Origin of the sequence: Burkholderia sp. F1, assembly GCF_050813845.1 — a bacterium.
In the GTDB taxonomy this organism is placed as follows: domain Bacteria; phylum Pseudomonadota; class Gammaproteobacteria; order Burkholderiales; family Burkholderiaceae; genus Burkholderia; species Burkholderia ubonensis.
In genome coordinates this window covers 1,378,386-1,400,013 of the sequence record NZ_CP172421.1, presented here as the reverse complement: position 1 = coordinate 1,400,013, position 21,628 = coordinate 1,378,386, and the positions used below count along the sequence as shown (strand labels likewise).

24 protein-coding genes are annotated in these 21,628 nt (G+C 69.5%); 10 read left to right on the top strand and 14 right to left on the bottom strand.

Annotation, left to right across the window (positions count from 1 at the left end; all coding sequences use genetic code 11):
- Positions 1 to 61 precede the first annotated feature (61 nt).
- Entirely contained in the window at positions 62 to 829 is a 768-nt protein-coding gene (madM, locus tag ACFIMZ_RS06795; protein WP_431821957.1) for a malonate transporter subunit MadM, read from the bottom strand.
- Positions 830 to 840: 11 nt separating this feature from the next.
- On the bottom strand, positions 841 to 1,236 hold the full coding sequence (gene madL, locus ACFIMZ_RS06790) for a malonate transporter subunit MadL (RefSeq protein ID WP_010092696.1): 396 nt from the start codon (positions 1,234 to 1,236) through the stop codon (positions 841 to 843).
- Between the two features lie 207 nt (positions 1,237 to 1,443).
- Here madL and ACFIMZ_RS06785 point away from each other — a divergent pair, with 207 nt between their 5' ends.
- Together ACFIMZ_RS06785 and ACFIMZ_RS06780 are read left to right on the top strand one after the other, a co-directional pair.
- Positions 1,444 to 2,292: a LysR substrate-binding domain-containing protein gene (locus ACFIMZ_RS06785; RefSeq protein WP_431821956.1), complete on the top strand. Its 849-nt coding sequence runs from the start codon at positions 1,444 to 1,446 to the stop codon at positions 2,290 to 2,292.
- Positions 2,293 to 2,465: 173 nt separating this feature from the next.
- Positions 2,466 to 2,735 (top strand): DUF4148 domain-containing protein, encoded by a 270-nt coding sequence (locus ACFIMZ_RS06780; RefSeq protein ID WP_431821955.1) that lies wholly within the window; start codon positions 2,466 to 2,468, stop codon positions 2,733 to 2,735.
- Positions 2,736 to 2,756: 21 nt separating this feature from the next.
- Here the strand turns inward: ACFIMZ_RS06780 and ACFIMZ_RS06775 are convergent, their stop codons facing one another.
- Entirely contained in the window at positions 2,757 to 3,680 is a 924-nt protein-coding gene (locus tag ACFIMZ_RS06775; protein WP_431821954.1) for a 3-hydroxyacyl-CoA dehydrogenase NAD-binding domain-containing protein, read from the bottom strand.
- Positions 3,681 to 3,868: 188 nt separating this feature from the next.
- On the opposite strand from ACFIMZ_RS06775, the gene ACFIMZ_RS06770 reads away from it, so the two are divergent.
- Positions 3,869 to 4,309 (top strand): Hsp20/alpha crystallin family protein, encoded by a 441-nt coding sequence (locus ACFIMZ_RS06770; protein WP_431821953.1) that lies wholly within the window; start codon positions 3,869 to 3,871, stop codon positions 4,307 to 4,309.
- Positions 4,310 to 4,325: 16 nt separating this feature from the next.
- Positions 4,326 to 4,739: an Hsp20/alpha crystallin family protein gene (locus ACFIMZ_RS06765; protein ID WP_431821952.1), complete on the top strand. Its 414-nt coding sequence runs from the start codon at positions 4,326 to 4,328 to the stop codon at positions 4,737 to 4,739.
- Between the two features lie 82 nt (positions 4,740 to 4,821).
- Here the strand turns inward: ACFIMZ_RS06765 and ACFIMZ_RS06760 are convergent, their stop codons facing one another.
- Positions 4,822 to 5,103, bottom strand: a complete 282-nt coding sequence (locus tag ACFIMZ_RS06760) for a zf-TFIIB domain-containing protein (protein WP_431821951.1) — start codon at positions 5,101 to 5,103, stop codon at positions 4,822 to 4,824.
- Positions 5,104 to 5,152: 49 nt separating this feature from the next.
- Positions 5,153 to 5,908 (bottom strand): TerC family protein, encoded by a 756-nt coding sequence (locus ACFIMZ_RS06755; RefSeq protein WP_431821950.1) that lies wholly within the window; start codon positions 5,906 to 5,908, stop codon positions 5,153 to 5,155.
- Positions 5,909 to 6,015: 107 nt separating this feature from the next.
- Here ACFIMZ_RS06755 and ACFIMZ_RS06750 point away from each other — a divergent pair, with 107 nt between their 5' ends.
- Both ACFIMZ_RS06750 and ACFIMZ_RS06745 read left to right on the top strand, forming a co-directional pair.
- Complete coding sequence (locus ACFIMZ_RS06750; RefSeq protein ID WP_431821949.1) at positions 6,016 to 6,909, top strand: LysR family transcriptional regulator; 894 nt, start codon at positions 6,016 to 6,018, stop codon at positions 6,907 to 6,909.
- Positions 6,910 to 7,109: 200 nt separating this feature from the next.
- Positions 7,110 to 8,246, top strand: a complete 1,137-nt coding sequence (locus ACFIMZ_RS06745; RefSeq protein ID WP_431821948.1) for a DUF2242 domain-containing protein — start codon at positions 7,110 to 7,112, stop codon at positions 8,244 to 8,246.
- Between the two features lie 91 nt (positions 8,247 to 8,337).
- On the opposite strand, the gene ACFIMZ_RS06740 is transcribed toward ACFIMZ_RS06745, so the two are convergent.
- The gene (locus ACFIMZ_RS06740) at positions 8,338 to 9,258 is read right to left on the bottom strand and encodes a pyridoxal-phosphate dependent enzyme (RefSeq protein WP_431821947.1); all 921 of its coding nucleotides are present in this window, start codon (positions 9,256 to 9,258) and stop codon (positions 8,338 to 8,340) included.
- 127 nt (positions 9,259 to 9,385) lie between these two features.
- Between ACFIMZ_RS06740 and ACFIMZ_RS06735 the strand changes: the two genes are divergently transcribed.
- Positions 9,386 to 10,285 (top strand): LysR family transcriptional regulator, encoded by a 900-nt coding sequence (locus ACFIMZ_RS06735; protein WP_431821946.1) that lies wholly within the window; start codon positions 9,386 to 9,388, stop codon positions 10,283 to 10,285.
- Positions 10,286 to 10,322: 37 nt separating this feature from the next.
- On the opposite strand, the gene ACFIMZ_RS06730 is transcribed toward ACFIMZ_RS06735, so the two are convergent.
- Positions 10,323 to 10,460 carry a hypothetical protein gene (locus tag ACFIMZ_RS06730; RefSeq protein WP_198386354.1) on the bottom strand — a complete coding sequence of 46 codons (138 nt, stop codon included), beginning with the start codon at positions 10,458 to 10,460 and terminating at the stop codon, positions 10,323 to 10,325.
- Between the two features lie 534 nt (positions 10,461 to 10,994).
- Positions 10,995 to 11,162, bottom strand: a complete 168-nt coding sequence (locus ACFIMZ_RS06725) for a hypothetical protein (protein WP_431821945.1) — start codon at positions 11,160 to 11,162, stop codon at positions 10,995 to 10,997.
- 310 nt (positions 11,163 to 11,472) lie between these two features.
- Here ACFIMZ_RS06725 and ACFIMZ_RS06720 point away from each other — a divergent pair, with 310 nt between their 5' ends.
- Positions 11,473 to 12,678, top strand: coding sequence for an MFS transporter (locus ACFIMZ_RS06720; protein WP_431821944.1), 1,206 nt, complete (start codon positions 11,473 to 11,475; stop codon positions 12,676 to 12,678).
- A 119-nt stretch (positions 12,679 to 12,797) separates the two neighbouring features.
- Here the strand turns inward: ACFIMZ_RS06720 and ACFIMZ_RS06715 are convergent, their stop codons facing one another.
- From ACFIMZ_RS06715 to speB, 5 genes are all read right to left on the bottom strand, one after another.
- Complete coding sequence (locus ACFIMZ_RS06715; RefSeq protein WP_431821943.1) at positions 12,798 to 13,868, bottom strand: porin; 1,071 nt, start codon at positions 13,866 to 13,868, stop codon at positions 12,798 to 12,800.
- A gap of 157 nt (positions 13,869 to 14,025) precedes the next feature.
- Positions 14,026 to 15,459 (bottom strand): purine-cytosine permease family protein, encoded by a 1,434-nt coding sequence (locus ACFIMZ_RS06710; RefSeq protein ID WP_431821942.1) that lies wholly within the window; start codon positions 15,457 to 15,459, stop codon positions 14,026 to 14,028.
- A 287-nt stretch (positions 15,460 to 15,746) separates the two neighbouring features.
- Positions 15,747 to 16,409 (bottom strand): SOS response-associated peptidase family protein, encoded by a 663-nt coding sequence (locus ACFIMZ_RS06705; RefSeq protein WP_431821941.1) that lies wholly within the window; start codon positions 16,407 to 16,409, stop codon positions 15,747 to 15,749.
- 108 nt (positions 16,410 to 16,517) lie between these two features.
- Complete coding sequence (locus ACFIMZ_RS06700) at positions 16,518 to 16,973, bottom strand: N-acetyltransferase family protein (protein WP_431821940.1); 456 nt, start codon at positions 16,971 to 16,973, stop codon at positions 16,518 to 16,520.
- A gap of 4 nt (positions 16,974 to 16,977) precedes the next feature.
- Entirely contained in the window at positions 16,978 to 17,937 is a 960-nt protein-coding gene (speB, locus tag ACFIMZ_RS06695; protein ID WP_431821939.1) for an agmatinase, read from the bottom strand.
- Between the two features lie 129 nt (positions 17,938 to 18,066).
- On the opposite strand from speB, the gene ACFIMZ_RS06690 reads away from it, so the two are divergent.
- Positions 18,067 to 18,984, top strand: a complete 918-nt coding sequence (locus tag ACFIMZ_RS06690) for a LysR family transcriptional regulator (protein ID WP_431821938.1) — start codon at positions 18,067 to 18,069, stop codon at positions 18,982 to 18,984.
- 162 nt (positions 18,985 to 19,146) lie between these two features.
- Positions 19,147 to 19,878 carry a GNAT family N-acetyltransferase gene (locus tag ACFIMZ_RS06685; protein WP_431821937.1) on the top strand — a complete coding sequence of 244 codons (732 nt, stop codon included), beginning with the start codon at positions 19,147 to 19,149 and terminating at the stop codon, positions 19,876 to 19,878.
- A 12-nt stretch (positions 19,879 to 19,890) separates the two neighbouring features.
- Here ACFIMZ_RS06685 and ACFIMZ_RS06680 read toward each other — a convergent pair whose 3' ends face one another.
- Positions 19,891 to 21,459 (bottom strand): methyl-accepting chemotaxis protein, encoded by a 1,569-nt coding sequence (locus tag ACFIMZ_RS06680; protein ID WP_431821936.1) that lies wholly within the window; start codon positions 21,457 to 21,459, stop codon positions 19,891 to 19,893.
- Positions 21,460 to 21,628: the final 169 nt, after the last annotated feature.

Sequence of the window (21,628 nt, the reverse complement as noted above, 5' to 3'; positions counted from 1 at the left end):
TGCGACCCAGAGGCCGCCGCGATGGATGCGGCTTAGGACCCGTTACTAGCGGGACCGGGCCCTACGCGCCGACCAGCGCGCGCGTCGCGAAGAACAGCACCGACGGCCCGAGCAGGCAGCCGACGCCGGTGTGGAACGTCGCGACCAGCGCGCCGTAGGGCACGAGCCGGCGGTCGGTCGCGGCGAGGCCCGCGCTCACGCCGCTCACGGTGCCCGCGAGGCCGCCGAAGATCATCGCGGAGCGCGGCGTTTTCAGCCCCATGAAATCGGCCGCGAGCGGCGTGCCGACCATCACGATGATCGCCTTCACGAGCCCGGTCGCGATGCTGAGCGCGATCACGTCCGAGCTCGCGCCGATCGCGGCGCCGGTGACCGGCCCGACGATGTAGGTGACGGCGCCCGCGCCGATCGTCGTCATGCTGACCGCGTCGGTATAGCCGAACGCGCAGGCGACGCACGCGCCGACGATGAACGGCAGCACGGTGCCGAGCAGCAGCGACAGCACGCCGACCAGCCCGGCCTTCCTCGCCTCGGCCGGCTGCACTTCGAACGCGGTCGCGACGATCGCGAAATCGCGCAGCATCGCGCCGCCCATCAGGCCGACGCCGGCGAACAGCGGCACGTCGGCGATGCCCTTCTCGCCGCCGGTGAACGCACCGCCGGCATACGCGAGCGCAAGGCCGATCAGGATCGCGATCGCCGAGCCGTGCACGCGGCCGAACGTCAGCTTGCGCGACGCGATCGACGCGATCCACATGACCAGGCCGACGAGCGCGAACGACGCGACGAGGCCGTTATGGGCAACGGTTTTTTCGAGCATCTGCAGCATCGCGGCCTCCGTCATTGCTGGTCGAATTGCGGGACGACGGCGAACGCCGTGTCGTCGCGGCCGGTGCGCGCGAGCACCGCGATGCAGCCCGCGCAGATCACGACCGCGCCGACGGCGGCCAGCAGCGCGACCGGCCCGCCCTTCAGCGCGGCCACGACGTTCTGGTTCGCGGCCATCGCGACGACGACCGGGATGTACATCGCGCCCCAGAAGCCGACGCCCGCCTCGGTCTCCTTCGGCAGCCAGCCGCGGCGGTGCAGGTAAAGGCGCAGGCCGATCAGCAGCAGCATCGCGATGCCGACGCCGCCGACGTTGGTCTTCACGCCGATCGCGGCGCCCAGCAGGTCGCCGAGGAACAGCCCGGCCAGATGGCAGAACGCAAGCAGCGCGGTTCCGTAGATGATCATGAGTCTCGTCTCCTTCCAGGTGTCTCCCGCGGCGGTTCGTCGTGCGAGCGCATTCTCGGGCGGTCGATGGGATGATGCGGCTTCGGGTCCGCGCCCGGATGCCGTAGACTGCCCGAAGCAGCCGCCGGCGCGGGGCGTGAGCCGATACTAGCGCCGCACAATCCGGCCATTTATGAAGTTGTCGAAACCGATTCAGTGGGTTTAGCAATGCGTCCGTTACCGCCCGAGCTGCTGCGCAGCTTCGTCGCCGTCGCCCAGTCCGGCAGCTTCACCGCCGCGTCCGAGCGCGTGAGCCTGTCGCAGTCCACCGTCAGCCAGCACATCCGCCGCCTCGAGGAACTGCTCGACCGGCCGCTGTTCGAGCGCGACACCCGCAACGTGCGCCTGTCGCAGCACGGCGACGCGCTGTTCCGCTACGCGGTGCGCATCCTCGAGCTGATGGACGAGGCCGTCACGTCGGTGTGCGGGCCGCCGCTGTCGGGCAAGGTGCGGCTCGCGATGTCGGAGGATTTCGCGTCGGCCCACCTGACCGCCGCGCTCGCGAGCTTCGTGCAGCGCAACCCGGAAGTCGAGCTGGCGATCGCGACCGGGCTGTCCGGCGACCTGTTCGACGCGCTCGACGAAGGCCGGCACGACCTGGTGTTCGCGAAGCGGATCGCCGGCAGCCGGCGCGGCCGCGTGATCCGCAGCGAGCCGCTGTACTGGTGCACCGGCCCCGATTCGCGGATCACCGGCCACGAGGCCGTGCTGCCGCTCGCCATGCATCCGGAGCCGAGCGTGTCGCGGCGCCGGGTGCTCGAAACGCTCGACGCGATCGGCCGGCCGTACCGGATCGCGGTGGTCAGCAGCAGCGTCGCGGTGCTGCGCGCGGCCGCCAGCGCGGGGCTCGGCGTCAGCGCGTTCGCGGGCTACGTGATCCCGGCCGGGCTCGCGCGGCTCGACGCGGGGCTGCCCGAGCTCGGCGAGCTCGAATACGTGATCGACCGCCCCGCCGCCGCGTCGCGTTCGACGCTCGCGCTGGAGGCGACGCTGGTCGCCGCCGCGGCCGGGCTGTAACGCGGGGCGCAACGCCCCGGCCGGGCGGCCCGCCCCGCGCCCGCCGCCCGCTGACAATCCTGCCCGGCACGCGTCAGCGTCCGCGCAGCACCCGCTCGCGACAATGGGACCCATCGGACAGCGCGGCCCCGCGCCGCAAGTCCATTGTCCCGTCCCCTCTTTCGGAGCGCCCCATGAACGTGATGCGATTCGTCGTCGCGGCCGCCGCCGCCGCGCTGCTGTCTCCCGCCTTCGCCCAGACCGATGCGACGCCGCCCGCGCAGGGCAAGACCCGCGCGGAAGTCCTCGCCGAACTGAAGCAGGCCTATCTCGAAGGCGACCTGCCGACCACCGACGCCGACTATCCGCCGAGCGACGCGACCCGCGCGCGCAACCGCGACCGGCTCGACGCGGTGCGGCCCGCGTGGGCAATGCAGGCGCAGCAGCCGGCGTCGCAGCAGTAGCGCCGCGCGCGCCGCAATCGCTCAGGGCAGGAAGCTGCGCCGCCGCGCGTCGATCAGCTCGACGAGCAGCCGGTCGCGCTCGGCGGCGAGTTCCTGCATCGAACGCGCGCCCTGGATCGCCCGGAGTTCGTCGATCAGCTTGCGGTCGACGTCCGGATCGAACGACGGCGTGCCGAGATCGTCCCACCAGCTCGTCATCGGGCCGGACAGATGCTCGAGGAAGTGCGCGATCCCGCCCGCGCCGCCGCCGAGGTGATAGGTCAGGGCCTGCCCCATCAGCCCCCAGCGCAGCCCGGGCCCCCATGCGACCGCCTTGTCCGCGTCGGCGACGCTGACGACACCCTCGCCGACGAGGTGGTACACCTCGCGGAACAGCGCGGCCGCGAGCCGGTTCGCGACGTGGCCGGGCATCTCCTTGTTGAGGACGATGGTCTCCTTGCCGAGCGCGTCGTAGAACGCCTTCGCGCGCGCGATCGCGTCCGGGGCGGTCGCCGCGCCGCCGACCAGCTCGACGAGCGGGATCAGGTGCGGCGGATTGAACGGATGCGCGATCAGGCAGCGCTCCGGATGCTTCGTGCACGCGGTCTGGATGTCGGACATCTTGAGGCCCGACGAGCTCGAGGCAATCAGCACGTGCGCGGGCAGCACGTCGTCCATCCGGCGGTACAGCGCGCGCTTCAGGTCGAGCCGCTCGGGGCCGCTCTCCTGCACGAAATCGACGCCGTCGAGCGCGCGCGGCAGGTCGGCGTCGAACGCGAGCCGCTGCGTCAGCGCCGCCGCCGCGTCGCCGAGAAACGCGGCGAGCGCGTCACGCAGCCGCGTGTCGGCGTCCGGCGCGGGATCGGTCGCGACGACGTCGAATCCCTTCGACAGATAGAAAGCCGCCCAGCTCGCGCCGATCACGCCGGCGCCGACGACGGCGATGCGTCCGATGTTCTTGCTCATGTCGCTTCGTCTCCTTGGTCTCCTTGGATAGCGCGGGCGATTGTCGCATCGAATCGTGCGCACGCGTCTGACGCCGGCCACTTGAAATGCGCGGAGGCGGCCACTAATTACGTGCCGTGAGCGCAGTCGCGCACCATGCGCTGCGCGTTTCGATGGCATGAAGCCCGTCTGTTACGGAGGACACGAGCATGAACGGTTTCCCATTCGGTACCGACATCTTCAATGAACTGGCCCGCATGCAGCGCCAGATGACCGACCGGTTCGGCGAATCGCCGTCCAGCATCCGCGCGGCGCGGCAAGGCGCGTTCCCGGCGCTCAACGTCGGCGCGACCGACGATGCGATCGAGATCGTCGTGTTCGCGCCGGGCATGGCCGCGGCGGATTTCGACGTGTCGATCGACAAGGATCTGCTGACGATCGGCGGCGAACGCAAGCCGGCGCCGCGCAACGAATGCGACGACGTGCGCACGTATGCGCAGGAGCGCTTCCACGGCGCGTTCCGCCGCGTCGTCGAGCTGCCGCGCAACGCCGATCCCGACAACGTGAGCGCGCGCTACGAGAACGGCTGCCTGCTGATCCGCGTCGGCCGGCGCGAAACGTCGAAGCCGCGCGCGATCGCGGTCCACTGATCACGAGGAGATCGCCATGAACATCAGCCAGCCACTCGCCGAACGTCAATCGGCCAACGTCCAGCCCGGCGCCGCTGCAGCGGCCGCGCGTCCGCCCGCGATCACGCCGGCCGTCGACATCGTCGAGGACCGCCACGGCGTCACGCTGCGCGCGGACCTGCCCGGCGTGCCGCGCGAAAACCTCGACGTGAAAGTGCATGACAACACGCTGTCGATCGATGCGCAGGCGCACATCGACCTGCCGGCCGAGCTGCGGGTCCGGCACGCCGAACTGCGTGCGCCGCGTTTTGCGCGCGCGTTCACGCTGAGCCCGGATCTCGATACGTCGAACATCGTCGCGAACCTGCGCGACGGCGTGCTGACGCTGACGATCCCGCGGCGCGAAGCGGCCCAGCCGCGCCGCATCGAGGTCGCGGCCGGCAACGCGTGACGCCGTAGCGGCCCGCATGTGACATGCCCCGTCAGGCACACAGCCTGACGGGGCATTTTTTCACCGTGGGGCCGGCGCGCGCTCAATCGAAATCGAAGATGTCGAACACCGATCGCTTGCGACGGTGCGGCTCGTGGCGGCGGTCGTCGTCGCGCGCTCGCCGGTCGCGGCCCCACGCGTCGTCGTGGTCGCGATGCGCGCGTGCGTCGCGGTGCGCGGACGCGTCGTCGACGCCGCGCGCGATCAGCTTGTCGAGCTCGCCGCGATCGAGCCACACGCCGCGGCATGCGGGGCAATAGTCGATCTCGATCGACTGACGTTCGGCAACCAGCAGGTCGGGGGTCTTGCAGACCGGGCATTTCATGATGCGTCTCCTTGTCGCACGGGTGAGGAAGCGGGATCGCGCCGCGCGTTCAGCGGCCGGACGCCTGCGCCGCACGCTTCGCCTTCGCGCGCCGCGCCAGCATGTTCATGCCCTCGACGAACGCGGAGAACGCCATGGCCGCGTAGATGTAGCCCTTCGGCACGTGCGAGCCGAAGCCTTCGGCGATCAGCGTCATGCCGATCACGACGAGGAACGACAGCGCGAGCATCACGATCGTCGGGTTGCGGTCGATGAAGCGCGCGAGCGGCTGCGCGGCGAACAGCATCACGGTCACCGCGGCGATCACCGCGACGAACATGATCGGGATGTGCTCGGTCATGCCGATCGCGGTCACGATGCTGTCGATCGAGAACACGATGTCGAGCATCAGGATCTGGCCGACCGCCGCCCACATCGTCAGGCCGGGCGCGCCGTTCGACGCGCCGGCATCGCCGCCGTCATGCGACACGTGATGATGGATCTCGGTGGTCGCCTTCCACACGAGGAACAGGCCGCCCGCGAGCAGGATCATGTCGCGCCACGAGAACGCGTGGTCGAACAGCGAGAACACCGGCTCGGTCAGGCGCGCGATCCACGCGACGGTGCCGAGCAGCGCGAGCCGCATCACGAGCGCAAGGCCGATGCCGAGCCGCTGCGCGCGGGCGCGCTGCGCGTCGGGCAGCTTGTTGCTGAGGATCGAGATGAAGATCAGGTTGTCGATGCCGAGCACGACTTCCATCACGACGAGCGTCAGGAGCGAGGCCCATACGGCGGGATCGGCGGCAAGCGTCAGCAGAGTGTCCATGAGGATCGCGAAACGAGGGTGGAAAACCCGATTATCGGCATCCGCACGCTTCGAAAAAATCAGCGACAATCTGATCTTTGGTTCGGTTTTTTCGATATTTCGATCCGATGCTGAATTTTCGACATCTGTACTACTTCTGGGTCGTCGTGAAGGAAGGCGGCTTCGCGCGCGCGGCCGAACGGCTCGACATGGCGGTGCAGACGATCAGCGCGCAGGTGCGCGAGCTGGAGAAGTCGCTCGGCCATCAGCTGCTCGGGCCGGCGGGACGCGGCGTCGCGATGACCGACGCCGGCCGCGCGGCGTTCGCGCGCGCGGAGGCGATCTTCGAGCTCGGGCGGCGGATTCCCGACGAGGTGCGCGCCGCCGCGAGCCAGCCGACGGTGCGGCTCGCGGTCGGCCTGTCGGACGGCATCTCGAAGCTGGCCGCGCACGCGATACTCGCGCCGGTGCTCGGCACGCCCGCGCTGCGGCTCCTGTGCCATGAAGGCGAGCACGACGCGCTGCTGGCGGAGCTCGCGCTGCATCATCTCGACCTGGTGCTCGCCGGCCAGGGCGCGCCGCCCAACGCGAACCTGCGGGTGACGAGCGAGCGGCTCGTCGCGTCGCCGGTCGACTGGTACGGCCCCGCCGCGCTCGTCACGCAGGCCGCGCGCCAGCGCTTTCCGCAGTGCCTCGCCGAGCTGCCGCTGTTGCTGCCGACCGCGCATTCCGCGCTGCGCGACCGGCTCGACCGCTGGCTGGAGTCGGAACGCATCGTGCCGCGCATCGCCGGCGAATTCGAGGACAGCGCGCTGATGGCGGTGTTTGCGGCGCGCGGCCTCGGGGTGTTTCCATTGAGCGAACTGGGCGCGAACGATGCGTCGCTATTGAGGGGGTTGCGGCGGCTGGGGCGCGCCGGCGACGTGACCGAGGAGATCCACGCGATCCGCTCGCGGCGCGGCGAGCAGCATCCGCTGACGGCGCACTTGCTCGCCGTCGCGCGCGATGCGCGGGCCGGTTAGGGCCCGTTATGAGCGGGAACAGGCCCTAACGCAAGCGTGACGTCAAACGAAACTATAATAGCGCCCCGGCCCCACGACATTGCCTCGCGCCTGCCGTGCACCTTCCGCCGGCCGCGCGCTTGCGCGGCGGCAACCATCCGACCTTCGCGCAACGCGCGCAGTCCCGGCGCGGCAACCGGCCGAGCCTTTTGAAAGACGCCATGCACAACCGAATTCGCCTGTTCTCCGTTTCGTGCGCGCTCGCGGCTGCGACCGTGCTGACGGCGTGCTCGTCGCCGCCCAAGCCGATCTATCAGCAAGAGCAGTTCGACGCGACGAGCAGCCCGTACTCGCACACGTTTCACGCGAAATCCGACGCGACCTGCGAAGCCGCGCGCCGCGCGCTGCTGAGCCAGGGCTATGTCGCATCGTCGTCCCGTTCCGACGCGATCGACGGCAGCAAGAATTTCCAGCCGAACAACGACATGCACGTCGTGATCGAATTCCACGTCGTGTGCGCGGACGCGAACGCGGACGGCACGTCGAGCATCGCGTACGTGAACGCGGTGCAGGACCGCTACACGCTCAAGAAGTCCAACACGTCCGCGAGCGTCGGCCTCAGCGTGTTCGGCTCGCTGTCGCTGCCGATCGGCTCGAGCGACGACGCGCTCGTGAAGACCGCGAGCGAGACGATTCCGGCCGGTGTGTTCTACGAGCGCTTCTTCAACCTCGTCGACCATTTCCTGAAGGTCGATCCGACCCGCCGCGACCGTGCGACCGTCAAGGCCGCGGAGAAGGAGCACGTCGCGCCGCTGCCCGAGCCCGCGCCGACGCCGCAGGGCGAACCGATCAAGATGACGACGCCGGCCGTGCCGACGCCGGCCGTGCCGACGCCGGCCGCGCCGCCGGTGCCGGCGTCCGGCGCGCCGGGTTCCGCGGCGGCGGTTCCGGCGGCGCGGGCGGCCGCTCCAGTGCAGGCATCCGGTGCGGCGGCCGCGGCGGCTTCGGCAGTCGCGCCGGCCTCTGCCGGCTCGCCCGCGTCGGCCCCGGTTTCCGCGTCGGCGGCTACGGCCGTGCCCGCGTCGCCCCCCGCTTCCGCATCGGCAGTCACGCCTACGTCCAGGCCGGCTTCTGCACCAGCGTCCGCGCCGGCGCCCGCATCCGCGGCTGCACCGGCGTCTACGCCGGCTCCCGCATCGGCTGCCGCCCCTGCGTCCGCTCCCGCCTCGGCGCCCGCTCAGGCCCCCGTCCCCGCACCGGTCTCGACCACGCCGGCCGACAAGGCGCCCGCCCCCTCGCCCGTCACGACCATCGAGGCCGCTGCGCCGGTGTCGGCGGGCGCGCGCCGCGCAAGCTGAGTCACCGATGGCCGCCCGCGCCGCCGCTCGCGCGGCGCGGCGTCACGCAGACACCCTTCACCGCCCCTTTCCGTTTCGCGCGCCCCGCCCGTCATCGCCCCCGGCAGTTCAACGCGTGCAGGTGCTCGACCGTCGCCGTCACCCCGCCGCAGACGATCACCGCGATGCGCGACGCGGCGGCCAGCGCGGGCGTTGCCGTGTCGAGCGCGGCCAGCGCGGCCCCGCACGCCGGCTCCACCACGATCCGGTGTTCGTCGAGAAACCGCAGCGCCGCCGCCACCGCCGCCGCATCGGACACGACGACAGTGTCGATCGCGTGCCGCGTCGCCCACTCGAGCGCGGCGTCGCAGGGCCGCTTCGCGCCGAGCGACGTCGCGACGCTGGTGATTTCCGTCAATTCGACGGGCCGCCCCAGCGCGACCGAGCGCGCATAGCAGTCCGCGCCTTCGGTCTCCACCGCGACGACCGGCACGTCGTGCCAGCCGTTGCGCGCGAGCCCCTCGAGCACGCCGCACAGCAGCCCGCCGCCGCCGACCGCCAGCACGACTGCGTCGGGCTTCGGCCCGGCCGCCGCCATCTCGTCGATCATCGTCGCGTGGCCCTGCCACAGCACCGGATCGTCGAACGGGTGCACGAACGCGTCGTGCGGGCCGAGCACGGACTGCGCAAACGCATTCGCCTCCGCCCAGGATGCGCCGTGCACGACCAGCTCCGCGCCTTCGACGCGGATCAGCTCGCGTGCGCGCGCGGACGTGCTTTCCGGCACCACCACGAGCACGGGCACGCCGAGTTCGCGGCCCGCATACGCAACCGCGATGCCCGCGTTGCCCCCCGACGACGACACGAACCGCCGGGCGCCGGCGGCGCGCCGCGCGTCGCAGACCGCGCCGACGCCGCGCAGCTTGAACGAGCCGGACGGCTGCATCGCCTCGACCTTGAGCAGCACGTCCTTGCCGAGCCGGCGGGACGCGGCCTGCGAACGAAGATAGGGGGTCTGGATATGAAGCGGCATGGGAATGAGGCGCGCACCGGTGAAATGACGCCGTCCATGCTACGTCGCGCGCGTCATGCTTTCCAATACCATCGAATGCCGACTGCTATGCTTGACAGGCATATCTTCATCACCGGACAGGAGCCGCATGCGACAGGTCGAATTACGCCATCTCCGCTACTTCGTCGCGGTCGCGGAAGCCGGCAGCGTGATGGCCGGCGCCCGCGCGGTCGGGATCGTGCAGCCCGCGCTGTCCCGGCAGATTCGCGAGCTCGAGGACGCGATCGGCACCCCGCTGCTGGTCCGCCGCGCGACCGGCGTCGCGCTCACGGCGGCCGGTGCGAGCTTCCTGCGGGATGCGACGCGCCTGCTCGCCGAACTGCGCGACAGCCGCGAACGCGCGCTGCGCAGCGCGGCCGGCGAACTCGGCGAGCTGCGGCTCGGCGTGCTGCCGAACTATTTCCCGCTGCCGGTGGTGTCGAACGTGCTCAAGGCGTTCCGGGATGCATGTCCGCACGTGAAGCTGTCGATCGCGCCGATGCTGTCGGCCGAACAGGCGGCCGCGATCGCGCGCGGCGAGCTCGACGGCGGAATCATGGCGTGGCGCCGGGACGAGGCGCCGCAACTGGCGGGCGTGCGGCTGCTGAGCGACCGGTTCGTGCTCGCGATGCCGTCCGCGCCGGGCCGCCGCGTGCGCGCGCCGAGCCGGCTGGCCGAGCTCGCCGACGCGCCGTTCGTCTGGTTCGATCCGCAACGCTCCGCCGCGCATCACCGGTTCCTGATCGAACAGTGCCGGCGGGCGGGCTTCACACCGCGGATCACGCAGGTCGGCAGCGACATCCCGACGCTGATCGGGCTCGTCGCGGCCGGGATGGGCTGCGCGTTCGTGCCGGAAAGCGCGGCGCCGTCGTGCCCGAACACCGTGCGGCTGGTCGCGCTCGACACGCTCGCCGACCGCTTCGACGTCGAATTCGCGTACGACGGCCACACGGTCTCGCCGGTCGTGCGGCAGTTCCTCGCGGCGCTGCAAGCGACGGCCGACGCGTGAACGCGTCGGAGCCGCGGCCGATCCGTCCCGGCCTTCGTCAGCTGAAGAACATCGCCACCAGATGCCGCAGGTAGTCCGGGATCTGCGCAACGACCTGTCGGACGTCAATATCTGACAGGTAAAGCAGCACCGACAGCGGGCCAAGCCACAGCACTGCGACCACGAAATCCCTCATTGCCTTTCTCCGACCGGCCGGACGACGCGCTGCCCGACAGCGCGTCGCCGCCGCACCCGCCCCGAGCGCAGGAATTGCGCGTTGATCGATCGCCCGCCATCGCACGGCATCGCCTCTCGCGGGCGGATGGCCGTTCCGACAGCTCCTCGTTGATGCTCGCGCCCGTCGTTCGCCTGCCTCCGCGTTCATCTCGCCGGAAGCCGGTGTCGTCAGCGGGATGTCGCTCCGTTGCGGTTCTCCGTTCAATGTGCCTTACTACGCCCGATGAGGCAGCACGTTCCATGCCACCGGATCGGCAACCGCGCGCCGCATGCGCCGCGGGCGCGCGGCGGCGGCGCCATGTGCCGGCGGCCCACGCGATCGGTTGCGGGGATGAAACAGGCGCACGCTCGAAAGAGGCGAAAGACGGCGCGCTGCCGTCAGCGTCGCGCGTTCGTCCATCCCGGCCAGGCACCGCGCCAAGCTGACAAAGCCGTCATTTTTCTTACGACCCGGCGCAATGCGGCCCGCCCCTCGCTGCGCCGCCGGAATGTTTCAAAAACGAAACACGCAGGCGCGGCGGGCGCGTCGCGTGTGGCGTTGGCGGCATCCGGCCCGGTCGTCTGGCAAGTACCCGCCGCGGATCGATCCGCTCAGCCGGCCGCCGCCGCGATATCGTCCGATTTGCAGTTTCACGACGCCGGCAACCTTGTTGTCAGACATTTGAAATATCCGCCGAAAATCGGTCATCGGGCGCTATTTCAAATTATTACATCTCGAAATATACTGCGCGCACATCCATTCCTCGTGCCTATGAGAGGATGCCTTGACGCCTCGGTCACGGTCCGCCCGTGTCCGAGGCTTTTTTGCGGGCGCGGGCCCGGCCTTCATTGTTGATTCAAAATCAAAATAATTTCGATCGAAGGCCGCTTTTTCCGCAAAAGTAAAGCGGGCACACTCCGTCCTGTCATCAACGGCCGGCCGGACCAGGCGATGCCCGCCCCGCTGCCGCCCGCACCCAGGAGCCCCTTACGTGAACCACCCGACCTCCCCTGCGTCACGCACGGCCGGCAGCGCCGCGCTGCCGCTCTTGGCACTCGCCGCCGGCGCGTTCGGCATCGGCACCACCGAGTTTTCGCCGATGGGCCTGCTGCCCGTGATTGCCGACGGCGTCCACGTGTCGATTCCGACCGCCGGCATGCTGATCAGCGCATATGCGATCGGCGTGATGGCCGGCGCGCCGCTGATGACGCTGCTGCTCGCGCGCTGGCCGCGGCGCGCCGCGCTGATCGCGCTGATGACCATCTTCACGATCGGCAACCTGCTGTCGGCGGTCGCGCCGAACTACACGACGCTGCTGCTCGCGCGACTCGTCACGAGCCTGAATCACGGCGCGTTCTTCGGGCTCGGCTCGGTAGTCGCCGCGAGCCTCGTGCCGCGCGAAAAGCAGGCAAGCGCGGTCGCGACGATGTTCATGGGCCTCACGATCGCGAACGTCGGCGGCGTGCCGGCCGCGACGTGGCTCGGCCAGGCGATCGGCTGGCGGATGTCGTTCGCGGCGACCGCGGGCCTCGGCCTGATCGCGATCGCGGGCCTGTTCGCCGCGCTGCCCAAGGGTGAGGCCGGCAAGATGCCGAACCTGCGCGCCGAACTCGCGGTGCTCACGCGCCCGGTCGTGCTCGGCGCGCTCGCGACGACGGTGCTCGGCGCCGGCGCGATGTTCACGCTGTACACCTATGTCGCGCCGACGCTCACGAACCTGACGGGCGCGACGCCCGGCTTCGTGACCGCGATGCTGGTGCTGATCGGCATCGGCTTCTCGATCGGCAACATCGCGGGCGGCCGGCTTGCGGACCGCTCGCTCGACGGCAGCCTGATCGGCTTCCTGCTGCTGCTGATCGCCGTGATGCTCGCGTTCCCGGCGCTCGCCGCGACGCATGCGGGCGTGGCGGTCGCGCTGCTCGTGTGGGGCGTCGCGACGTTCGCGGTCGTGCCGCCGCTGCAGATGCGCGTGATGCGCGCCGCGTCCGAAGCGCCGGGGCTCGCGTCATCGGTCAACGTCGGCGCGTTCAACCTCGGCAATGCGCTCGGCGCGGCGGCCGGCGGCGCGGCGATCTCGGGCGGGTTCGGCTATGCGGCGGTGCCGCTGGCCGGCGCGCTGATCGCGGTCGCCGGGCTTGCGCTCGTCGTGCTGCAGGTCGCGCAACGTCGGCGCGCGTCGCTCGCGACGAACGCGTAATGCGTAACGCCGCGTCCGGCTGCGCCTCGGCCTGACGCCCTTCCCTCTCGCCGACACGCGGGCCGCCTGACCAGGGCGGCCCGCTGTTCGTTTACGCGCCGCCCCGGCGCTCGGCGACCTCAGAACCGATGCACGATGCCGAGTTGCACGCCGCGCGCATTCGCGCCCGGATATGCGAGCGGCAAGCCCGGATTCGCCGCGCCGGCGAGCGTGTAGCCCGCCTGGTTGCGGTTGCGCAGGTACGACAGCGCGCCGTAGAAACTGGTGCGCTTCGACAGGTCGTACTCGTACATCAGGCCGACCTGGTCCGCGTTGTTGCCCTGCGACGACTGGTCGTGCAGATACGCATAGCCGAGCGCCACGACGTTCGCCGGATTCAGCTGATACTTGACCGACAGCCCGTAGACGCGCGAATCGATGCCGATGTCGTCCCACTTCACCGCCGAGAAGCCGCCGTAGACGGTCGCCTTGCCGATCGCGTACGACGCGCCGGCCATGATCGTGCGATCCGTGGTCGCCGCCGTGGCGTTCCTGAGCCATTGGCCCGCGACGAACGCCGCGAACGGCCCGTGCTCGTAGGTCACGTCGAACTGCCGGCTCGATCCGGCCGAGCGCACGCCGCCCGCGTCGCCGAAGCCGAAATACGCGCCCGCCCGAAAGCCGGCGATCTCCGGGCTCTGGTACGACACGGTATTGCTCGTGCGGAACGCGAAGACCGTCAGGTTGTCCATGCCGGACGCCTGGGTCACGCCGCCGAACGCGTCCTGGCCACCCTGGTCGTTGAAGAGCGGCGAATTCTGCCGGCCCGCGCGCAGCTTGCCCCATTGCCCCGCGACGCCGACCCACGCCTGCCGGTTGAACATGCGGCCCGAATCCGCGAGCGTGCCGTCGTTCGGATTGAAGCCGTTTTCCAGATCGAACTCGATCGTCTGCCCGCCGCCGATGTCCTCCGCGCCCTTCACGCCGAACCGGCTGCCCCACTGGCCGCCCGAACCGATCGCCGCCGTGTAGCCGTTCCCGGTGTTCACGTATTGCGCGAACTCGTCGATCACGCCGTACAGCGTGACGCCGTCCCGGGCCAGCGCCGCGCCCGAGCATGCGAAGGTTGCGGCCGCGCACGCGGCATGGAGGCCAGCGCGCGCCGGCGGCAGGCGCAGCGAGGCCGCGCGATGTTTCATCAATTTAGTCATGCTATCTATCGAACGGAATGCAAGCCGATGCGGAACGCGATCAGCGCACCGTGCTGTCATCGGATGAGCAGGGAGAACCGGCCAGCAGATTGCCGCATCGCGCGGCGCGGCCGGACCGGGGAACGCGGGCGTCCGGCCGGAACCGGACGCCGGCGCGTCAGTGCTGGATCTCGCCGCGTTCGAGCGGGAGGATCAGCCGTTCGGGAATCTGGCGGCGCGACACGCGCGCACCGATGTAGTACAGGACGGCAGGCACGAGCAGCCCGAGGATCCACGAGATGTCGGTGCCGCCCAGCGCATCGACCAGCGGCCCCGTGTAGATGTGCGTCGACATGAACGGCAGCTGCACGAGCACGCCGACCACGTAGATCGTGATCGCCATCACGTTCCAGCGCCCGTAACGGCCGTCCGGATTGGACAGCGCGGGCACGTCGTAGCGCGACTTCGTGAAGCAGTAGTAGTCGACGAGGTTGATCGCGCTCCACGGCGTGAAGAAAGCGAGCAGGAACAGGATGAACGCGGTGAATTCCTTCAGGAACGAGTGGCGGCCGGCGAGCGCGAGCATCGTCGACGCGCAGATCATCGCGAAGATGTACACGAGGCGGCTCTTCGACGACACCGCGCCCTTGCCGCGAAAGCCGCTGACGATCGTCGCCATCGACATGAAGCTGCCGTACGCGTTGAGCGCCGTCACGGTCACCTTGCCGAACGCGATGCTGAAGTACAGCAGCGCCGCGACGGCGCCCGTCGAGCCGAGCCCGACGATATAGGCGACCTCGTGATGCGCGAACCGGCTGCCGGCCAGCGCCGCGGCGAACACGCCGAACACCATCGCCGCCTGCGCGCCGAGCACCGAACCGAGCCCCACCGCGAGGAACGTGCGCACCGACGACGTCGAGCGCGGCAGATAGCGCGAATAGTCGGCGACGTACGGCCCGAACGCGATCTGCCACGACGCGGACAACGACATCGACAGCAGGAAGCTCGCGAGCGAGAAATGCCGGTTCGCGAGCAGCGCGCCGATGTCGTGATTCGCGAACAGCTGCGCAAACATGTACACGAACGCGACGATGCCGATCACGCTCGCGATGCGGCCGACGAAGTGGATCGCCCGATAGCCGCACACGGTCAGGCAGACGATCACGGCGGCGAACAGCAGGATGCCGGTCGCGTCGTCGACGTGCAGCAGCTGCGCGACCGCCTGCCCCGCCAGCACCGAGCCGCTCGCGGAAAAGCCGACGTACATCAGGCACACGAGCACGATCGGGATCATCGCGCCATACACGCCGAACTGCACGCGGCTCGAGATCATCTGCGGCAGGCCGAGTTGCGGCCCCTGCGCGCCGTGCAGCGCCATCACCGCGCCGCCGATCAGCTGCCCGAGCAGCAGCGCGACCAGGGACCAGAACACGTCGCCGCCGAGCACGACGGCGAGCGCGCCCGTCACGATCGCCGTGATCTGCATGTTGGCGGACAGCCAGAGCGTGAACTGGCTGAGCAGCCCGCCGTGGCGCTCGGCGTCGGGGATGAAATCGATCGAACGGACTTCGATCAGGCTGCCGCCGGCTTTACCGCTGGAATGGGTTGACACGGAGTTATCTCCAAATTACTTAGGATCACAAACACATCCATCGATACAACGCACCTTCCGGGCCGTCTTTAACGACTCGTCGCGGTGGAACTTGGTCGAACGCCGTGGATCGCCGGCCTGCGCCACGCGCGCACGGTCAGCGCGCTGGCGCGTCGACACGCACGCGTGCCGATATTGCCTGCGGATCATCTTGTATATACAACTTAGGGGGAATCCGGAATTACCCGAAATCGGTCAAATATCGAAATCGTCCGAACGCTTCTTGCCAGCCCCTCGGAACGCCGCCGCTAGGTCGGATTCGGCTCCGCCGCCATCTCGCCGGCCGGCAGCAATTGCAGCATCAGCCGCGCGGCGTCGGCGTTCGTCGTGTGCAGCCATTCGTCGTAGTCGTCGCCGCGCAGGATCACGACGCCCCGCTTCTCGTCGCCGGGCCGGTGCATCCGCGCGAACACCGGGTGATCGTCGGCGTTGACCGTGAGCATCGCCATGCCGATCACCGGCCGGTCGTCGTCGCGCGCATAGCGCCGCCAGATGCCGGCGACGCAGTACGCCTGCCAGCCGGCAAGGCCGATCCGGTGCCAGACGTTGCGGCCCGTTTCATAGCACGGCTCGCAGACCCAGCGCGCCGGGATCAGGCAGCGCTGGCCGTCGCGCCATGCCTTGCCGTACAGCCGCGACGTCCCGACCGTCTCGGCGCGCGCGTTCATCGTGTCGAGCTTCTTCTGTTTCCGGCCGTCGTCGTCGACGCGCTCCGGCTGCATGAACTTCGGCCAGAAGCCGAACACCGCCTTCACGGCCGCGACGCCGTCGCCGTCGGCGCACACGATCGGCGCCGCGTAGTCCGGATACACGTCGGGCGCCCACGGGTCATCGCGAAACAGGTCGCCGATGCCGATCTTCAGTTCGCTGATGCCCGGATCTTCGTCCGGCGCGCGGTAGTTGGTGCACACGGAAGGGGCCTGTCGCGGAGGGGAATGCATTCATCTTAGGACGCCGCGCAGCGGTCGTCGCGCCCCGTCTTTCGTCATACGCGGCATGCCGCGCCACGCCGGGCCGGCTCAATCGAGCCGAAGCTCGAGGATGTCGTCGCCGGCGGCATCCCGCGCGCCCGTCGGCATCCAGCCCAGATGGCGGTAGAAGCCGTGGGAGCGCGCCGCCGGATCGGTCGAGCAGCCGAGGAAGAGCTTCGCGAACCCGCGCGCCCGGAAGTCGTCGACCACGAGCCGCAGCAGCGTCTTGCCGACACCCGCGCCCTCGTACTCGGGCAACAGCGCAAGCACGACGATCTCGCCGGTGTCGCGTTCGCCGAAGCAATAGCCGGCCATCGCGCCGCCCGCGCAGCACACGTAGCCGGGGAAGCTGCCGTCCGCAATCCCGGCGCCCCAGGTGTCGACGGTAATGCCCAGCGCCCGCAGCTGCGCTTCGGAAAACGCGTTCTCGCGGGTCCGCCCGCGGATCGCGATGCAGGCGGCCGCGTCTTGCGGCACGGCCTTGCGATACGTGATGTCCGTCATGTCCTCAACCTTGCGGCCGCGCTTGCCGACGCCGCCACGCATAGAGACACACCATCTCCATCGCGATCGTCGCCCCCGCGAGCGACGTGATCTCGGCATGATCGTACGGCGGCGACACTTCGACCACGTCCATGCCGACCAGGTTGATGCCGCGCAGGTGACGCAGGATCTCGAGCGCCTGATGGCTCGACAGGCCGCCCGACACCGGCGTTCCCGTGCCTGGCGCAAAGGCCGGATCGAGGCAGTCGATGTCGAACGTCAGGTAGACCGGATGATCGCCGACGCGTTCGCGAATGCGCGCGGCCACCGCCTCGGGCGTCGCGCGATGCACCTGCCGCGCGTCCACGATGTCGAACCCCATCGGCTCGTCGTTGGTCGTCCGGATGCCGACCTGCACCGATCGCCCGGGCTCCACCAGTCCCTCGTTGGCCGCGTGGAAGAACATCGTCCCGTGATCGATCCGTTTCCCGTCCGGATCGGGCCAGGTGTCGGTATGCGCGTCGAAATGCACGAGCGACAGCGGCCCGTGGAGCTTCGCATGCGCCTTCAGCAGCGGATAGGTGATGAAGTGGTCGCCGCCGAGCGTGAGCATCCCGCAGCCGTGCTTCAGGATCTCGTCCGCGTGCCGCTCGATCGCGTCCGGCACCGATTCGGGCCGCCCGGCGTCGAACGCGCAGTCGCCATAGTCGACCGCCGCCAGCACGTCGAACGGATCGAATTCCCACGGCCACGGACGCTCCCACGCAATCCCCGTCGACGCGACGCGCAGCCCGCGCGGGCCGAAGCGCGTACCGGGCCGGTGCGTGACGGCCGCATCGAACGGCACGCCGGTGAAGGCCAGGTCGACGCCCGCGAGATCGCGGCTGTAGCGGCGGCGCATGAAGCTCGTCGCGCCGGCGAAATTGGCTTCGACCTGGGTGCCGTACAGGCTCGAACGGGTAAAGGCGAGATCGTTGCTGCTCATCGGGCGGGGTCCTTTCATCAGAGGGAGGCGGGTCGCGCATGCGACGTCAACCCGGATTCTGCAGCGCCGCCATCCAACGAAAAACATGAACTATCATAAGTTGACTTTAACGAATCGCGATGTATCACCATGCTCACCCAATTGAGAGACATGGACCTGCAGTTGCTCAGGCTGTTCGTGACGATCGTCGAGAGCGGCGGGTTCAGCGCGGCGCAAGGCCGGCTCGGCATGGCGCAGTCGACGATCAGCACGCAGATGGCGAAGCTCGAGACGCGCGTCGGGTTTCGGCTGTGCGAACGGGGCAAGAGCGGGTTCCGGCTGACGCCCAAGGGCGAGCGCGTGCTGCAGTCCACGCGCCGGCTGCTGCAGGCGCTCGATACCTTCACGCGCGACACGCAGGACGTGTCCGACACGCTGCTCGGCGAACTGCGCATCGGGATGTCCGAGCGGCTCGCGCCGGACGTCGTCGAATCGATCGCGCGGGCCATCGGCCGCTTCCGCGAGCGCGCGCCCGACGTGCTGATCGAAATGGCCGCGCTGCCGCCCGACGAGCTCGAAAGCAAGCTGGTCAAGGACGAGGTCCAGCTCGCGATCGGCTATTTCTCGGGGCGCCACGCCGGGCTGAACTACGCGCCGCTGTTCGTCGAGCAGCAGGCGCTGTTCTGCGGCGCCGCGCATCCGCTCTTCACGAAGCCAACGGTCGGCGTCGACGACATCGCGCAGGCGAGCACGGTCGCGCGCCTGTACAGGATGAGCACGCCGGCCTCGCGGCTGCGCGGCCGGCCGCCCACCGCGTTCTCCGAGAACGTCGACGCCGACATCGTCTTCGTCCTGTCCGGCGCGCACCTCGGCTTTCTTCCCGACCATATCGCGGCGCCGTGGGAGTCGGCCGGGAAGATGCGCAGGCTCCTCGCGAGCCGGATGAGCTACGCGATCGAGTTCCAGCTCGCGACGTCGAAGAACGCCGACGACAACGAGGTGCTCGACGTCTTCCGGCGCGAGCTGGCCGATCAGTTCAGGACGCCGGTCAAGCGAGCGTCGAGATAGGCCGTGGACGCGCGGCGCTCAGGCCCAAACCTGTCGGCAAGCTTTCAGGAGAAAACCTATGATGACGGCTTCGCGGCAACGCATGGTTCGTTCGCCGTTCCAGCCGCCCCCGGATGAAGCGCTCGCGTGCTCGCTCGGCCGGTACTCATCGAGTCGATCAGCATGTCCCATTTCTCAACGACGATCACCGGTTTCTGGCAAGCGTCGTTTTCACGCGGAGACTGCCTCCATCGCGACGACCGGTTCACCGTCACGGTCGATCCCGACCTCGACGAAGACTCCCGGGTCATGGTGCTGCAGCACGCCGACCGGCGCTGCGACGCGGTCCTGACGCCGGCCCTCGCCGACCGCCTCGGCCTCCGTCAGTTGCCGAACCTCGCCGAGCCGGTCTTTCGCCGGCGGCTGCAGGACGCGAGCGTCACGCTGCACGGCGCGGACTACCTGTTCTACTTTTCGGAATCCGGCCGGGACGCATTGCTGCGGGACCGCGACGCGCCATCCGTGCGCCGGCTGACCGATGCCGACGCGGCGGCGTTCGCGGCATTCGAAGCCGCCGCGTCGGCGCAGGATCTCGACGACGCCTATGTCGCCCTTGATCACACGGCCGCATTCGGCGCGTTCGACCAAAGCCGCCTCGTTACCGCCGCCAGCATGTACGCGTGGGACGACGACGCGCGCCTGATGGATCTCGGCGTGCTCACGCTGCCGCCGTTCCGCGGCAAGGGCCATGCCCGCGACGTGGTGCGCGCGATCGCCCGCCATGCGGTTGCCCGGGGCGCGGAGCCGCAGTACCGCTGCCAGCTCGACAACCCGGCATCGGCGGCGCTCGCCGCGGCGGCCGGCCTGACGCTGTTCGGCACGTGGGAAGTCGTGTCGCCGGATTCCGCGCAGTGACGCGCGACGCCGTCAGCCGGCGGGCACGGCATCATCGACGCGGAACAGCGACACGGCCGCGTACAGGCGCTCGCTTTGCGTTTCGAGCGAGGCAGCCGCCGTCGACGCCGACTCGACGAGCGCGGCATTGTGCTGGGTCGTCGCCTCCATCTGCGTGACGCTCGCGTTCACCAGCTCGATGCCGGTCGTCTGCTCGCGCGACGCGAGACTGATGTCGCCCATGATCGCGTTCACGCTGCCGACGGCTTTCAGGATCTCGTCCATCGTCGTGCCGGCGCGCACCACCAGTGCGCTTCCGTCGTGGACATTGCGGGTCGACGCGGCAATCAGCTCGTTGATTTCCTTCGCCGCGGCGGCCGAGCGCTGCGCGAGCAGCCGCACTTCGCTCGCGACCACCGCGAAGCCTCTGCCCTGCTCGCCCGCGCGGGCGGCTTCCACCGCCGCATTCAGCGCCAGGATGTTGGTCTGGAACGCGATGCTCTCGATCACGCCGACGATGCCGACGACGCGCGTCGAGCTGTCGGCGATCGCGTCCATCGTCCGGATGACCTGACGCACGACGTCGCCGCCGCGCGTCGCGATGTCCGACGCGCGCGTCGCCAGCGTGCTCGCATCGTGTGCGTTGTCCGCGTTCTGGCGCACGGTCGCCGTCAGCTGCTCGATGCTCGCGGCGGCCTGCTGCAACGACTCGGCCTGATCGCCGGCGCGCATCGACAGGTCGCGGTTGCCGAGCGCGATCGCGCGCGCATCCAGCCTGATCGCATCGGTTCCGGTCCTGACCTGGCGCACCACCGCCACGAGTCCCTGCCGCATCTCGTTCAGCGCATCGAGCAGGCGATCCATCTCGTTGCCGCGTCTGGCCGCGGCCCGCCCGGTGAGATCGCCCGCCGCGATCTTCGCGAACGACTCGACGGCGGAATCGATCGGCGTCACGATCGCCCGCGTCAGCGTGCGATGGGCGAAGACGCCCGCGACCAGCGCGATCAGCCCGGCCGCGCCGAATGCCCACAGCGTCATGCGAAAGCGATCGGCCGCGTGCTCGAAACGCGCGCGCTGGCGCTGCACCTGGAATTCCTCCAGCGCGGTGAGGGCCTGCTGATACTCGTCGAACCACGCGGCCGGCATCTCGCGCTGGGTGCTCAGGAAATCGACGAAGTTCTCGTCGTCGAGCTGCCCGAGGCCCTTCGCGAACGCGTGCGACAACAGCCGGTCGCGCTTGCCGGCCAGCGCATCGAGCAGCTTGCGCTCCGCTGTATCCGGCTCGTGAAGCGACCGGTATGCCGCCAGCTCGCGGTTGCTCGCGTCGAGCAGCGCGTGGAGCCGCTTGATCTCGGTGACGGCCGGCTTGCCCGCGCTGATCAGCTGCTCGACGTCGGCCATGCCCACCCGGAACATCAGCAATCGCTCGGAGCTCGTCTTCAGGTGCACGACGGCGGCCGTGTCGTCGCGGTACATCGCGTCGATCGCCGCGTTGCTCGTGACGAGCGCAAGCACGGCCGCCGCAATGACCGACATCAGCAGGAACGTGCAGCCGGCGATGGTGGCGGCGAGTCCGCCGCGAATCGTGACGTTTCTGAACATGTTCGCCAATCAGGCTCGCGCGCGGCATCGGCACGCGCGAAGCGTCTCAGGAGGAATCGGAACAGACTCGATGACCGGTCGTGCCACGGCACGCCGTTAAAGGGGCTATCGGTCGCCCGGTCGCGTGTCTGCAATGCAGATGCGACGCCGTTCTGCCCGATTGCGACTT